The 15,867-nt window shown below is 47.6% G+C and carries 7 protein-coding genes and 1 pseudogene; all 8 read left to right on the top strand.

Features of this window, described 5'->3' with window-relative positions; all coding sequences use genetic code 11:
- The first annotated feature begins 9 nt into the window (after positions 1-9).
- A complete protein-coding gene (brxC, locus tag ACRQV7_RS13175; protein ID WP_444658491.1) occupies positions 10-3,549 on the top strand; it encodes a BREX system P-loop protein BrxC in 3,540 nt (1,179 codons plus the stop codon).
- Positions 3,550-3,656: 107 nt separating this feature from the next.
- Positions 3,657-4,145: a hypothetical protein gene (locus tag ACRQV7_RS13170; RefSeq protein ID WP_444658489.1), complete on the top strand. Its 489-nt coding sequence runs from the start codon at positions 3,657-3,659 to the stop codon at positions 4,143-4,145.
- Between the two features lie 18 nt (positions 4,146-4,163).
- The gene (gene pglX, locus ACRQV7_RS13165) at positions 4,164-7,712 is read left to right on the top strand and encodes a BREX-1 system adenine-specific DNA-methyltransferase PglX (RefSeq protein ID WP_444658487.1); all 3,549 of its coding nucleotides are present in this window, start codon (positions 4,164-4,166) and stop codon (positions 7,710-7,712) included.
- Positions 7,713-7,725: 13 nt separating this feature from the next.
- A complete protein-coding gene (locus ACRQV7_RS13160; RefSeq protein ID WP_444658485.1) occupies positions 7,726-8,034 on the top strand; it encodes a YjcQ family protein in 309 nt (102 codons plus the stop codon).
- Positions 8,035-8,065: 31 nt separating this feature from the next.
- Positions 8,066-10,675, top strand: a complete 2,610-nt coding sequence (pglZ, locus tag ACRQV7_RS13155) for a BREX-1 system phosphatase PglZ type A (RefSeq protein ID WP_444658484.1) — start codon at positions 8,066-8,068, stop codon at positions 10,673-10,675.
- 21 nt (positions 10,676-10,696) lie between these two features.
- Positions 10,697-12,760: a protease Lon-related BREX system protein BrxL gene (brxL, locus tag ACRQV7_RS13150; protein WP_444658483.1), complete on the top strand. Its 2,064-nt coding sequence runs from the start codon at positions 10,697-10,699 to the stop codon at positions 12,758-12,760.
- 43 nt (positions 12,761-12,803) lie between these two features.
- Positions 12,804-13,277, top strand: a pseudogene (locus ACRQV7_RS13145) (Y-family DNA polymerase); the annotation flags it as partial.
- Positions 13,278-13,384: 107 nt separating this feature from the next.
- Positions 13,385-15,787 (top strand): AAA family ATPase, encoded by a 2,403-nt coding sequence (locus ACRQV7_RS13140; RefSeq protein ID WP_444658482.1) that lies wholly within the window; start codon positions 13,385-13,387, stop codon positions 15,785-15,787.
- Positions 15,788-15,867: the final 80 nt, after the last annotated feature.

Genomic DNA, 15,867 nt, shown 5'->3' with positions numbered 1-15,867 from the left:
ACAAGCACTATGATGATCCGCGATATGTTTCAAGACAACATCAACCGTCCGATAAACGGCGTTATCAAGGTTGACCAGGATGCTGCTAACGTCGTCGAACAAGAGGTGCATGAGTATGTCATTACAAAAGAACTGAAAAAGCACTTCATTACCTTCTTCAATTATTACGATGACGCTTTTGATACACCGACCTCCGATATGGGCGTTTGGATTTCCGGCTTTTTTGGAAGTGGTAAATCTCACTTCCTGAAGATTATCTCGTATCTTCTTGAAAACCGGCCTGTGGGCGATACCACTACGGTCGAGCTGTTCCGTCAAAAGTTTTCCGATGACCCAGGAACCTTTATGCTGATCGATAAAGCTACGCACGATCCAACAGAAGCTATCCTTTTCAACATTGACATCGAGGGCTCCATCAACAAGGACAAAACTGCCGTTTTGCGGGTTTTTGCAAAGATGTTCTACAACCATCTCGGATTCTACGGTGAAAATCTGAAGGTGGCTATGCTGGAAAAATATATTGAGCACAGCGGTAAGACCGAGGAATTCCGCCGCGTCTTTGAACAGAAAAAGGGCAAATCATGGATCGACCAACGCAAGGCGTTTGCGTTCAACGGAAAATACATTATCCCCACGCTGATGGAAGTCATGGACATGAGCGAGGAAGATGCCCGGAACTGGTTTAATGACAAAACCTCTGTCGAGTTCAGCATTGCCAGATTGGTCGAGGACATCAAGGAATATACAGACAGCAAGCCCAAGGATTTCAGGCTGCTGTTTATGGTCGATGAAGTCGGCCAGTACGTCGGAACCGATACGGATATGTTGCTGAATCTGCAATCGCTCACGGAAAAGATCGGCAGCGAGTGCGGCGGAAAGGTGTGGGTCGTATGCACCGGTCAGGAAGCGATAGACGAGATCATCAAGGTTCGCTCGGATGAATTTTCCCGGATTCAGGCTCGTTTCAAAACTCGCCTCTCGCTGTCTTCTTCTTCGGTCGATGAAGTCATTCAGAAACGCATCCTGAAGAAAAAAGCCGAGGTCACTCCCCGGCTGGAGACACTTTATAACGAGAATGATTCTGTGCTGCGCAACCTGTTCAGCTTTTCCGATTCAAGACTGGATATTAAAGGGTTCAGCGGTGCAGCGGAATTTGCAACGGATTATCCGTTTGTGCCGTATCAATTTATCATTATCCAAAAGGTTTTTGCGGAGATCCGCAAGCACGGCAATTCCGGCAAGCATCTGTCAGGCGGCGAGCGTTCTATGCTCTCCGGTTTTCAGGAGTGCGCCCAGAAGGTGCAGGAATGTGACGAGTACACGCTTGTCCCGTTCTTCCGTTTCTACGACACTGTACATACCTTCCTTGACGGTTCGATCCGCCGGGTTATTGAGCGCTGCCAGAGAGCAGCCGATTCCGACGCGGGCATTGAGCAGTACGACGTGGACGTTCTTAAACTGCTGTATCTGATTCGCTATGTGGATGACATCCCCGCCAACCTGGATAATATCATCATTCTAATGGCCGACGACATCCGCACCGATAAGATTACGCTGCGGGCAGCCGTAAGTGCGTCTCTGGACAGGCTGCACAGCCAGAACTACATTGGCCGCACCGGTGACACATATAATTTCCTCACGGACGAGGAACAGGATATTCAGCGTGAGGTCAAGAACACGCCTGTCGATACCTCCTCCATTGTGGAGCGGATCGCTCAGATGATTTACGGTGATATTTACACAACAAAGAAATTCCGGTTTGGGAAATACGATTTTGACTTTGACAAGATGGTAGACGGCGTGATCGTCGGTGCGGCCACAGGCGGTATGCGCCTGCGGTTCCTGACGGTCGCAACGGATGCCGTTGATAAATCCGAGCTTCGGCTCATGAGCGAATCTTCCGGCCAGGCGATTATGGTACTCGGTGAGACCGATTACTACGAAGCGCTGGAAAGCGCCATGAAGATACGCAAATATGTGAAGCAGCGGAACGTCGCGCAGCTTCCGAAATCGGTGCAGGATATTATCCGCGACCAGCAGGACGAGGCGACTGCCTATGAGCAGGCTGCCATGGAGGAATTGCGTAAGGCGATTGATTCCGCCGAATCTTATGTGGACGGCGAGCGTCTGACCTTTAAGGGCGGAGATACCAAAGCCAAAATCGACAGCGCGCTCGAATACCTTGTCTCCCATGTTTACAGCGGTCTTGACCTGATTGAAGATAACGCAGAATCGGATGAGGACATTATCGCTATCCTCTCCGGCAGCATTCAGCAGACGATGGGAGTTCCCAAAAACAGCGGTGCCGCCGCGAAAATAGAAGAACATCTTGAAATGCAGTTCCGTAAGAATCTTCCCACTTCCATGGCCGATATTCAGAGCCGTTATCAGGCGATTCCATACGGCTGGAAAGAAATCGACATCGCCGCGGTCATGGCGCAGTTAATCTACGACCAGAAAGTAACAGTAAAATACGCGGGCACGACGATCCAGCCAAGCAACCCGAAACTGCCGGATATGCTTCGGAAAAAGAGCGAGATCGGCAAAACGATTGTCTCCACAAGGCAGATCGTCACAGTGGCAAAAATGAAGGCCGTCAAAGAGTTCCTCCGCAGCTATTTTGATGTGATGGACGTCCCTGCCGATGAGGACGGTCTGATCGCCTTTATTATCGACAGGTTCACAAAGCAGAAAGAGCATGATGCGGAACTGGAAAAGCGGTACGAAGGTCACAAATATCCCGACCATGCGCTGGTTCAAAACGCCATTACGCTGATCGACGATGTGCTCTCCCAGCAGAAGGATAATATTGCGCTCATTGATCGTGTTCTGAAAAAGGCGGATGACCTGCTCGACAACAAGGATGATATGGCGCAGGTCGAAGGTTTCTTCAAAAATCAGGTTACTGTATTTGATTCTGCGGTGAAGCTGGAACGGGATTTGGCAAACGAACTGGACTACCTTTCCAAAGAGCCAGAAGCCAATACCGCACTGAATCAGATTCGCCTGATTATCGTCGTGAACGTCGGCGATTCAAAATATGTTTACAAGCGCATTCCCGAACTGAACGACCTGATGCGTACCGTCCACGAGGGACATGACCGCCTGCTCGCCGCTAAGCGCGACGAGCTGATGGAGATTGTCCGTCAGTGTATGGAAGCGATCCACCGCGCGGCGGGAAGCAATCCCGATTGCAAAACTGTTATTACAACGGCAGACACTTTCTATGACCAGCGCAAGCAGAGGATCAAGGAGCTTCAGAGCCTCGCGCTGCTGGACGGCCTTGTTCCCTCCATGCTGGAGCAAAAGGATGAGGCTTGCAGTAAACTGGAGATTCTGAACAAACCGGCTCCGGCTCCAGTTGCGGCCCCGAAGCCAACTCCCGCAGGGAATCCAGCGCCAAAAAAAATCATCCGGGCTTATAACCGGCAGATCGTTTTCCCCGCCAAACAGCTTGAAAGTGAAGCGGACATTGACGACTATGTGGAGAAAATGCGCGCACAGCTCAAAGCGTTGATGAAAAACTGCGATGGAATTAAGCTCAACTAAGAGGGCTCGGTATGAGTGTTATTTTTGGCATTGAGGAATCTGATGTCATCATCTTATGAGGTGACAAGCGCAGTTCCACAAAAGAGGGAGCATTCATTGATGACAACATGCAAAAAGTGACAGTTATCAACGAGCATCTCGCATTCGCCGCTGCAGGTAATGCTGCCATTGAAAAAGCTGTTACTATTGACAGCGAAAAAATAGGGATGGGCGGATTGAATGCAGATTTCTTTCTCAAGGTTATTACTGATTTTTACGCAAGGATAGAAAGCCTACAGTTGGGTGTGATAGCGGCGATGCCATTTTGCGCTATTATCGCAGGAAAAAGTAGCGATGGTATGTCAAAGCTAATCAGCTTGAGTTATATGCATGGGAAACTCTCGTATAAAACGGTTCCGATGGCACTCTACCCACCTTTTGATGTGAGTATGGAAGATTGTGCGCAGATATTTGTCCGGAACTATAAGTTGAACAGGCCAAACTTCTGCGAAAGAACAACTGCTGAAATTTCTGCATTGAGTAAGGTTGTTAGTCCTACCGGGCATAAATGGGAATTCCACAAGAAAACCGGCAGGGGTATTCTAACCGAGTTTTAAACACATGGAGGCAAACCCATGGATAAGAACGCAATTAAAAAATACGCTGTCTGGGCGCGGCGGGAACTCATCTCCCGCGTCAGTCAGAAAGCGCAGCAGTTCGGAATAACCGAAAAAGAGATCGTTGACGCCAATGCCGACAGCGTAAACGGGCATCTGCTCTCTCCTAATGAAAAGAAACAGCGGCAGGCGCTGATCGCAAAGATCAAACGCGAGGACTGTGAGCAGGTCATGGAAGAAGTGGCCTACACATGGTTCAACCGCTTCTCCGCCCTGCGGTTCATGGAGGTTAACGGCTATCTGCCGTCCCACGTCCGCGTATTCACGGACGACGAAGGGAGCTTCAAACCGCAGATTCTGGCCGAGGCCATTCATCTTGACCTTGACGGGCTGAACATGGACAAGGTCTACGCGCTGAAAGAGAAGAACGACGACGAAGCCCTTTTCAAGTATCTGATTATTACCCAATGCAACGCGCTCTCCGACATTCTGCCCGGTATGTTCCAGCGTATCAGCGACTATACGGAGTTGCTTTTTCCGGACAACCTACTCCGCGAGGGCAGCGTCCTGGAACAGATGATTTCTCTTATTCCTGAAGAAGACTGGAAAGACCAAGTACAGATTATCGGCTGGCTGTATCAGTACTACAACACCGAGCCCAAGGACAAGGTGTTTGCCAATCTTAAAAAGAATATTAAGATCACTAAGGAGAATATCCCTGCCGCAACGCAGCTTTTTACTCCAGACTGGATCGTACGCTATATGGTGGAGAACAGCTTGGGCAGGCTGTGGCTGGAGCATTTGAAGGCAGAAAATAAACCTGGGGTCTCTTTTGGAAAAGTTGATTTCAGCAATTTTTCCTTTGATTCCAGTTCAGCTAAAAAGGCAGAGACCTTAAAAGGAAATTGGAAATATTACCTTGACGAAGTCGAGCAAGAGCCGGAGGTTCAGGCGGAGCTTGCGAAGATTCGGGAAAGTTATAAGAGCCTAAAGCCTGAAGACATCAAGTGCATCGACCCCTGTATGGGCAGCGGCCATATCCTTGCCTACATGTTCGACGTGCTCATGCAGATATACAGCGCCTATGGCTATAACAATCGGGACGCGGTGAAAAGTGTTATTGAGAACAACCTTTACGGTCTCGACATTGACGACCGCGCGGCGCAGCTTGCCTATTTTTCCGTCATGATGAAGGCGCGGCAGTACGACGCCCGCTTTTTCAGCCGGAAGCTCCAGCCCCATATCTATGCCATTTGTGAGAGCAACGGTCTCAGTGCGGACATGGTGGACTACTTTGTTGGCAGCAATGCGAAGCTGAAAAAGGATATGGATTCGCTCATCACCGAAATGCGTGACGCCAAAGAATACGGCTCGATTCTGAATATTACGCCCGTGGACTTTGATGCGCTTTATGCTCGTTTTGATATGCTTTCCGATGAGATCAGCATGTACGATCAGTCAATTTTCAACGACCTGCTGCCCTTCGTCTGTGTGGCGCAAACATTGGCGCAGAAGTATGATGTGGTGGTGACCAATCCGCCGTATATGTCAGTAAGCAATGCAGGAGCAAAGGTCAATGATTTTGTTAGGGCAAATTATCCTGATGCAAAGTCGGATATGTATGCGGTTTTTATTCAGAGAGTTGTAAAAATGATAAAGCCGAATGCTTTTCAAGCAATGATCACCCAACATGGCTGGATGTTCTTGGGCAGTTTTGAAAAGATGAGAGAGCCAATAGCCCACTTGACGGTGGTAAATATGGCTCATTTAGGCGCTCGTGCTTTTGAAGAAATTGCTGGTGAAGTTGTTCAAACCACAGCGTTTGTGGTAAGAAATCGAAAAGATTTTGGGTATCGAGGGCTATATTCAAGGTTGGTGGACTATCCATCACAAAACTCAAAGCAAGATGCCTTTTTGAAACATCAAAACGAACATAGCTGTTGCACAAGTCGATTTTACAATATACCGGGCTGTCCTTTTGCATACTGGATAAGTAATGTTTTTGCAAAGACATTCACAGGGAAACTCTTGGGTGATTATGCTCAGACAAAACAAGGATTCGCAACGGGGAACAATGATATTTTTTTAAGATTTTGGCAAGAAGTATCTACTGAAAATTCACAACTTAAAAGTGTATCGGTTGAGGATGCAAAGAAGTCTGATTGTAAATGGTTCCCATGCAATAAGGGTGGAAGTTACCGAAAGTGGTATGGAAACAATATTTACTTAGCTAATTGGAAAAATGATGGATTTGAGATGCGAAATTATTCTGGCTCTGTTATTCGTAACCCGCAATTTTACTTCAAACCGGGAATAACATGGTCATCACTGGCAAATCAGCTATCTTTGCGATATAGTCCAGAAGGTTTCGTTTTTGAATCTAAAGGGTCAATGTGTTATCCAAATAAACAGAGCAACATAGAGTATCTCTTGGGCTTATTGAACAGTAAGATAACAGCGGAAGCATTAGCGGTGTTATCTCCAACATTGGATTTCCATGAAGGTCCAATGTCAAAAGTTCCCGTAGTCAATACTGACATCAGAGCAAACATTGAAATATCCGTTAAAAACAATATTGCTATTTGTAAAGACGATTGGGATTCCTTTGAAACCTCATGGGACTTCAAACGGCATCCGTTATTAGCATATAGACTTATGACAGCATATTCAAATGAAGCGCCATGCGGCAGAATAAGCGATGCCTTTACGCAGTGGGAAAAAATTGCGGCGCACCGCTTTGACGAACTCAAAGCCAATGAGGAAGAACTCAACCGCATTTTTATCGACATCTACGGCTTGCAGGACGAGCTTACCCCAGAGGTCGAGGACAAGGATGTTACCGTCCGCAAGGCTGATCTGGGGCGCGACATTCGTTCTCTCATCTCCTTCGCCGTGGGCTGTATGTTCGGGCGGTATTCGCTGGATGTGGAGGGGCTTGCCTATGCCGGCGGCGAATGGGATGCTTCCAAGTACAAGACCTTCATCCCGGACAAAGACAACATCATTCCCATCTGCGACGACGAATACTTTGAGGACGACATCACTGGGCGGTTCGTGAAGTTTATCGAGACGGTCTACGGCAAAGACACGCTGGACGAAAACCTGCGCTTTATCGCCGACGCGCTGGGCGGAAGCGGTCAGCCGAAGGATGTGATCCGCATTTACTTCCTGAATGACTTCTACGCCGACCATTTGAAGATATATCAGAAACGGCCAATCTACTGGCTCTTTGATAGCGGTAAGAAAAACGGCTTCAAGGCGCTCATCTATATGCACCGCTACGCCCCAGACACTCTCGCCCGGATGCGCACCGACTATGTACATGAGCAGCAGGCGCGCTACCGCACCGCCATTGCCGATGTGGAGCACCGGATGGAAAACGCCTCCGCTTCCGAGCGGGTGAAGCTGAACAAACAACTTGCCAAGCTGCAGGATCAGGCGGAGGAAATCCGGCTCTACGAAGAAAAGATACACCACCTGGCCGACCAGATGATCCGTATCGACCTGGACGACGGCGTCAATCACAATTACGCCATCTTTGAAGACGTGCTGGCAAAAATTAAGTGAAGGAGAAGATAATATGGCTTCAAATGACAAATTGAAGATTATGCTTAGTTTTATGCGGGAAGTTAATGACGGGAATATGCCCCAAGCCGCTGATTACGAAATCACCAATGGAGAGCTCTGGGACATCATTGATGCCTGCCAAGACGAAGGCTACATTAAAGGAGCTCGTTTTGCGCATGGAGGTATGGGAAATCCGATTGTGATGTGTTTTACTGATGGTATAAAGCTGACTGTAAAAGGTTTGGAATATCTACATGAAAATTCAGCTTTGATGAAGACCTATAAAGGTCTGAAAGAAATCAGGGAATGGCTTCCGTGGTAAATACTACATATTGGCCTGGAGGAGATAACAAATGCCCAACATGGATTTAGATTCCATCATACAGGACTTGAACCGACGCTTTGCGGCTCCGCTGTCGGAGTTTTACCGCCGCCGCATCATTTTCTGGTACGACGAGGGCAAGGAGTTCGAGGACAAGATCGACGAGATCGAACTTTCCGACGCGAAGGTCGTGAAACTCACCGGCAGCAACACCTTTGAAGTGAAAAAGCTACTGTCCCATGACGACATGGTGGGCAACTATCTTGTCTACCGCCCCTTTGGCATTGAGAAAGAGGACGACGACTGGCTCATCAACATTGAGCTTTACAGCGAGGATTTCCGCGCCGATCTCGGCTCTATTTGGATGGATGAGATGGGGCTTTCCGCCTCTCCCATTCTGCACCGACAGGTGCGGCAATATAAGCGATTCTTTTCCGCGAAAGATCGCCGCGCAAAGGTGGCGGCATTTGCGAAGAATATCGCCACCGCTCCGCAGTTCCATCTGGCGGTCATGGCCGCTGTCTGCGGCTTAAAAGATATGCAGCCGAACAGCATCATCCGCGCTGTCCTGAAAGGCGGGCTGGACAAGGACGCAAACACGGTCTATCAGTCTCTGGTGAACTACAACGCGCAGAATCCGTTCTGGGTCATGGTCGCGCAGGCCACCGGCTACAAGGACGGCGACGACGTAAACCTCGGCAGACTGGCGATCCATATCCTGCTCACCGCCGCGACCCGCACCATGCGGCAGGAATACCTGATGGGGCTGGACAATTTCATTTCCATCCCGCATCAGGCGTATTGCTATGATTTCGTTTCCGAATGGCTGCACAGCGAAGACGCCGCGCGGCTTTATCCGGTTGCCCGCTTCGTGGAGAACGAAACCCGCCTGCCGCAGCGATTCGCAAAGCTCTCGGTCAGCGATCTCGCCGATACCGAGTGCTTCCCCTGCGTCAATGAGATCATTCTCACCAAGATCATGACGGAGATCGGCAATCAGATCATTCAGGTCGATGCCGTCACCGCCGTGATCGAAAAAAGGCGTACCATGGCATGCTACGATGAAGTTTCCTGCTATTATGACGGCATTATGCAGATGATGAAGATGCAGTCGTTCTTCCATGACCATTCCGCTGGCTTCCATACCGTGGAGCCGCAGAAGATATGGAGAGATTACACCGAAGATTATTACCGGATGGACACCTATTACCGCAAGTTTCATCTGTGCTATATCCGCTGCCTGAAAGCCTCCAATATTCAGCTTGACGACCTGTTCAAACAGGTGGTTGATCAGGTGGAAGGGCTCTATTCGGTTTGGTTCCTTGGCGGCCTCGCCGGAAACTGGACAAACGCCGCGGGCGACGAACTCGCCCTGAAAGGTCATATTGACAACGTGCCTTTGCAGGAGAGCTTTTATTCCTCAAAGGTAAAATCTGCCGACAGCAAGGTCTATGTGATCGTTTCCGACGCCCTACGCTATGAAGTCGCGGCGGAAATCGCGCAGCTTCTCCGGCAGGAGACGCAGAGCAAAGTCGAGCTTTCCAGCATGATGGGGATTTTCCCGACCATCACGCCGTTTGGCATGGCGGCTCTGCTGCCTCACAGAAAGCTGACGGTTCAGGAGCGTCCCAACGGAACCCTCGCGGTTCTGGCGGATGAAATGTCCACGGATATGCCGAACCGGGACAAGGTTTTGAAGGCTGCGAATCCCAACAGCGTGGCTTTGCAGTATAAGAACATCATCGGCTTAAAGCGTGCTGACCGACAGGCTCTTGTCAAGGGCATGGACGTCGTTTATATCTATCACGACAAGATCGACGAAGCGGCGCACACGTCGGATACTTCTGTCTTCCCGGCCTGTGAGGACGCGGCACAGGAGATCATGAATCTCGTCCGCATCATCGTCAATGAATTCGGCGGAACCAATATCCTGATCACCGCCGACCACGGATTCCTCTATACTTACAGCCCCCTCTCCGAAGACAGCAAAGTCGGCAAGGACAGTTGGAACGGCAGTGATGTGGAATACGGCAGGCGTTATGCGATCTTCCGCGAAGGAACGACACCAGGATACCTGATGCCGGTAAAATTCATCGGTCAGCCGGCAGGCTATGAAGCCTATGCGCCGAGCGAGAACATCCGCATTAAGATGAACGGCGGCGGCATGAACTTTGTGCATGGCGGTATCAGCCTGCAGGAGATGGTCGTGCCGGTCATTGATTATCACTTCCTGCGGAATGATTACAAGGGCTACCAGCGAGATAAGGCCAGCATCGACACGAAGCCGGTGACGGTCAGCCTTGTTTCCGCAAACCGGAAAATCAGCAACATGATCTTCTCACTGAATTTTTATCAGAAGGAAGCGGTGGGAACCAACAGGACGGCAGCTACTTATCTGCTGTATTTTACTGATGCGGGCGGAAAAACCGTCAGTGACACGGTGAAGATCATCGCCGACAAAACAAGCAGCAACGCCCAGGACAGGAGCTTCCGGTGTACGTTCAACCTGAAGCCTCTCAAGTATGACAATAAAGACAGTTACTATCTGATGATTACAGATGAAACTGGTTTGCAGATGCCGGCTCGCGAAGAATTTCAGATCGATATAGCGTTTGCAGTAGATGAATTCGACTTCTTCTAATGCAGGACAGGGAGGATTGCAATGGAACCGATGGATGATGACCGCAGTACGCGGGAAATAATCAGGGAAAAGCTGCGGCAGAACTTTGACGGCAAGATTGTCCGCAAGGATTTGACCAAGCACATCAAGGAGGGCGCGAATGTGCCCGTCTATGTGCTTGAATTCCTGCTCGGTCAGTATTGTAGTACGGATGATGAAGACACGATAGAAAAAGGCGTACAAAGCGTAAAGCGCATCCTTGCGGATAATTATGTGCGCCCGGACGAAGCAGAAAAGATCAAGGCAATCCTTCGCAAAAACGGAAACCATACCGTGATCGACATGCTCACGGTGAAGCTGGACATTGTCAAAAATGCTTTCTTTGCCGAATTCTCCAATCTGGGCCTGACAAAAATTCCGATTGAAGATGAATATCCGGAGAAGTACGACCGGCTTTTGTGTGGAGGGATCTGGTGTATCGTTCAGCTTGACTATGAGTACGTAGAAGAAGAAAAGAAGAACGGTATGCCGATTCGGATTCGTAAGCTGACGCCGATTCAGATGCCGCATGTGGATATTGATGAACTGAAGGCAGGGCGCAAGGCGTTCACAAAAGAGGAATGGATGGACGTGCTGCTGCGCTCCATCGGCATGGAACCGGATGAACTGAACGAACGCGAAAAATGGCTTCTGCTGACGCGCATGATTCCGCTTGTGGAGAACAACTTCAATCTCTGCGAATTGGGGCCGCGCAGCACCGGCAAATCGCATCTTTATAAGGAAATATCGCCAAACAGTATCCTTGTTTCAGGCGGTCAGACGACCGTGGCGAACCTGTTCTATAACATGGGACGCAAAACGGTAGGGCTTGTCGGTCTTTGGGATTGCGTTGCCTTTGATGAAGTCGCCGGAATCCATTTCAAGGACAATGACGGTGTTCAGATCATGAAGGACTATATGGCTTCCGGCTCCTTTGCCCGCGGCAAGGAAGAAAAGGCTGCGTCTGCGTCGATGGTATTCATCGGGAATATCAACCAGAGCGTGGACGTGCTGTTGAAAACGTCGAGCCTTTTTGACCCGTTCCCGCCTGAAATGGGCAAGGACACCGCTTTTCTCGACAGAATCCATTGCTATCTGCCCGGCTGGGAAATCCCCAAATTCCGTCCTGAGCATTTCACGGACGATTATGGCTTTATCACCGATTATCTTGCCGAGTTCATCCGGGAGCTTCGTAAAGAGCAATACGGGGATGCGCTGGACAAATATTATCACCTTGGCAAAAACCTGAACCAACGCGACACCATTGCCGTCCGCAAAATGGTCGGCGGCTTTATCAAGCTGCTTTATCCGGATGGCATTTACACGAAGGAACAGCTGGAAGAAATCCTGATAATTTCACTGGAGATGCGTCGCCGAGTCAAAGAACAGCTCAAAAAGCTGGGCGGGATGGAGTTTTACGATGTAAACTTCTCCTATATTGACAATGAAACTTTTGAAGAGCGCTATGTGCCTGTGCCGGAGCAAGGTGGAGGGAAACTGATTCCGGAAGGAATGTGCAATCCAGGACAGGTTTATACCGTTTCACAGGGCAAGTCCGGTATGATCGGCGTATTCCGTCTGGAATCTCAGATGCTGCCCGGAAACGGCAAATTTGAGCGGACTGGGCTTGGAAGTGACCGGGAGCCAAAAGAAGCATCGAACACAGCGTTCAATTTCTTGAAAGCCAACGGCAATCGGATCAGCGGTTCCATCAGCACGACCACGAAGGATTATATTATCAACTATCAGGACTTACAGGGCATTGGAATGACAAAAAACCTTGCATTGCCTACCTTGGTAGCTCTGTGCTCTATCGCTTTGGGGAAACCAGCGCTCAGCTCACTGGCGATTCTGGGCGAAATCAGCATCAGCGGAACCATGATAAAAGCAGATGAATTGGCAAACGCTTTGCAGGTGTGTCTGGACAGTGGAGCAAAGAAGGTTCTGCTGCCGATTACATCAGCCGGCGATTTGGGTACAGTCCCTGCAGAATTGGTCGGCTGCTTCAATCTGATTTTTTATCAGAGTGCGGAAGATGCTGTATTTAAGGCGCTTGGTGTTGAGTGATTTTGGCATAATGTATCGCTTCGATGGCCGGAGGTGAAACCGCATGGACAAGCCCCGCACCTACATCTGCATCGACATCAAGTCCTTTTACGCCTCCGTGGAGTGTCAGAAGTGGGGGGTGACCCGCTGACCACCAATCTGGTGGTGACCGACGTGAGCCGGACGGAGAAAACTATTTGCCTTGCGGTCTCGCCGTTTCTGAAAGCATATGGCATCCCCAGTAGGGCGCAGCTCTTTGAAGTCGCGCAGCAGGTCAAATCGGTGAACGCCCAGCGAAAATATAATAATGTGCACCGGGGTGAGAGTTTACCGGCGAATCAAGCAATGTAAAACGAGCTGAAAGCGTCTCTGGAGTTGGCGCTTTCCTACATCGCTACTCCGCCGCAAATGGCAAAAATACATGAAGTACAGCACCCGGATTTATGAGATATATCTCCGCTTTGTCGTGCCGGAGGACATCATGGTTTACTTCATCGACGAGGTGTTCATGGATGTTACGAGCTATCTGGGAACCTATTGCCTGATGATTGTGGACAATGAAGAATTGATAGGGTTCGTCAAATAGAAAAGTAATTAACCGCAGACAGGCAAAAACTCTCGTTTGTTGATAGGAGGTCACTAATCATGGCAACTGCAATCGAAAGTATTACTGGTATAAGTATTTCCTCAGACTATTTCTCCAACATGGCAACGTTGGAATTCTTTCCAACGCATCCAAAGCCACCTAAAGTAAATCGGGTCGCACTGTTATATGGAAAGAACGGAAGCGGTAAAAGCACGATAGCTCAAGGTTTTCGAGAATACAGAGATTCTGTAAATCCCCGAACTGTAACGCTGAATCCACTTAATGGCGCTACCAACATTAAGGTTTCACCGTCCGGAAAACCTGAAAAGTTCTATATATATGATGAGAATTACATTTCGTCACGAGTTAAAGTCAGTAATTCTGGATTGGATGCAATTGTATTGTTTGGAGAGCAGGTATCACTCGAAAGGCAAATAGCTGAAATTGAGAAAAAAATCGCAGACAAGAAAAAAGAAGTGTCCGACCAAAATGATGAATGCTTAAAATTCCAAGATAGTAAAGATGTCCTATCTCCTGATTACTGGCGCGCAACAATATGTGATACCTTACGAGAGAAGAACGGATGGGCCGACATTGGCTCAAAAATAAAGCGTCAGAAAGTGAAGCTGGCAGTTAATGATGCGGAGATATCTAAAATTGGTAAGCTTAGTCCGGCCAAGAAGATTGACCAATTAAGAAGTGATTTTGATTCACTTTACGCGCGTTTTTCGTCAATTGACGCAGACACCGCGCTTCTTCCCAATAATACTTTTCATTTGCCGGATGTCGTATCTCTTGAAAACCGCACAACATCTCTGCTATCCCAGGCAATTGATAAGCCTAAATTGACTCAACGCGAGCAAGAAATACTAAAGCTCTTTAATCTATCATGTATTACAGACTCAAAACGTTTTCTCTCAGATGAGCAGAACATTATTTGCGACAGGTGTCTTCAGCCTATCGATACCGACTATAGAACTGAAGCGCTTCAAAGAATTAAAAAAATATTAAATCGGGAAGTTGAAGAATTCAAAAGTGTATTGGTGAAACTTCAAATTCAAGAAGTCGATGAAAAAATATTTTTGCCCTTCAATGAACTTCCATCGTTCAAAGCTCTTTGCGCCAAGATAGGATTCTATAACAAAGCCGTTTGTGCTCATAATAATGCTATCCAAGCGAAGATTGATGAACCTTTTACGCCTCACAATTATGATGCATCCTTTCAATTGAAAGATGCTACAAGTTCTCTTTCAATTGTACTTACAGATCTTGACAACGAGATTGTGGAATTTAATCGGGTAGTGAAGGACATATCTGAGACGCAAAAAACACTATTGTGTCTCAATGACAACATTGCGCATTATACTATAGAAAAAAGTTTTGCTACTTTTTTAGCGCAACAGACTGAAAAAAATGTGGCAGACGCGAAAAGGCAGAAGCTGTTAGCGGAGCAGACTTTGCTTGAGCAAAAAAAGACCGAATTAGATTTGCAAAGAAAAAATTATCGTATTGCTGCGGATGAAATAAACGATTCTTTAAGGTACATCTTCTTCTCTGATAAGCGTCTTACCATAGAACTTGGGCAAGACCAATTATACCACTTAAAATCAAACGGAGTCGCCGTGTGGCCTGATAAAGTTTCGTGTGGTGAGCGAAATGCAATAGCACTAAGCTATTACTTTACCGAAATAGCTAAAGATATGGATGCTAACGCAAAATATTCTGATGAATTATTTTTGGTAATCGATGATCCCATTTCAAGCTTTGATATCGAAAATCGAATAGGAATATTATCTTTTTTAAGATGGAAATTGGATCAGGTTCTTGATGGTTCTCCAACTACGAAGGTCCTTTTAATGACTCACGATGTCAGCGTCGTGTTTGATTTAGAAAAAGCTTTACAGGAAATCTCTGAACATTGTGAAAAAAAATCGTGTTATGCTGAATTTAAAGTATTTCAGATTGAAAATAAGAGCTTACATGATTTTAGCAAAAAAAGTCGTAATGAATATACGCATTTGCTTCAAATGGTGTATCAGTTTGCTAAGGAAAATGATTCTAATGATGACTTGGATTTGGTTATTGGAAATGTAATGCGTAGAGTTCTGGAGACATTTACATCATTCTCGTTCAAAAAGGGAATTAACGATGTGAGGCTCGAGGATAAATATCTCGCCTTACTGCCAGATGACGCAACAAGAACATATTATCAAAATCTCATGTATCGCTTAGTACTAAATACAGAAAGCCACGCAGAAGAAGGCATAGAAGCTGCGCCGGAAACAAGTTTCTGGAGCCATTTATCTTCAGCTGAAAAGGAAAGAACTGCGAAGGATATTCTGTGTTTCATCTATTGTTTAAATGGCCCGCATCTACTATCTCATTTACCTGAAGCAGAAACAGACTTAAAAAAGTGGTCTTCAGCTATTAAAAGCTCGAATGGCAGTAATTCAAAAACATAGAAACCAGATAGATCACTGCTTATATTTTATGACTTGCAGTAGAGTGCTTCGATGAGGTGAAAAATGATAGTGTGGTGTAA

Source organism: Caproiciproducens lactatisolvens, assembly GCF_052443335.1.
Classification (GTDB): Bacteria; Bacillota; Clostridia; order Oscillospirales; family Acutalibacteraceae; genus Caproiciproducens.
This window is presented reverse-complemented; position numbering and strand designations above follow the sequence as displayed.

Coding starts and splice junctions, on each gene's coding strand:
- pglZ (WP_444658484.1), top strand. CDS start 8,066: ATGCCCAACATGGATTTAGATTCCATCATACAGGACTTGAACCGACGC.
- pglX (WP_444658487.1), top strand. CDS start 4,164: ATGGATAAGAACGCAATTAAAAAATACGCTGTCTGGGCGCGGCGGGAA.
- ACRQV7_RS13160 (WP_444658485.1), top strand. CDS start 7,726: ATGGCTTCAAATGACAAATTGAAGATTATGCTTAGTTTTATGCGGGAA.
- brxC (WP_444658491.1), top strand. CDS start 10: ATGATGATCCGCGATATGTTTCAAGACAACATCAACCGTCCGATAAAC.
- brxL (WP_444658483.1), top strand. CDS start 10,697: ATGGAACCGATGGATGATGACCGCAGTACGCGGGAAATAATCAGGGAA.
- ACRQV7_RS13140 (WP_444658482.1), top strand. CDS start 13,385: ATGGCAACTGCAATCGAAAGTATTACTGGTATAAGTATTTCCTCAGAC.
- ACRQV7_RS13170 (WP_444658489.1), top strand. CDS start 3,657: ATGCAAAAAGTGACAGTTATCAACGAGCATCTCGCATTCGCCGCTGCA.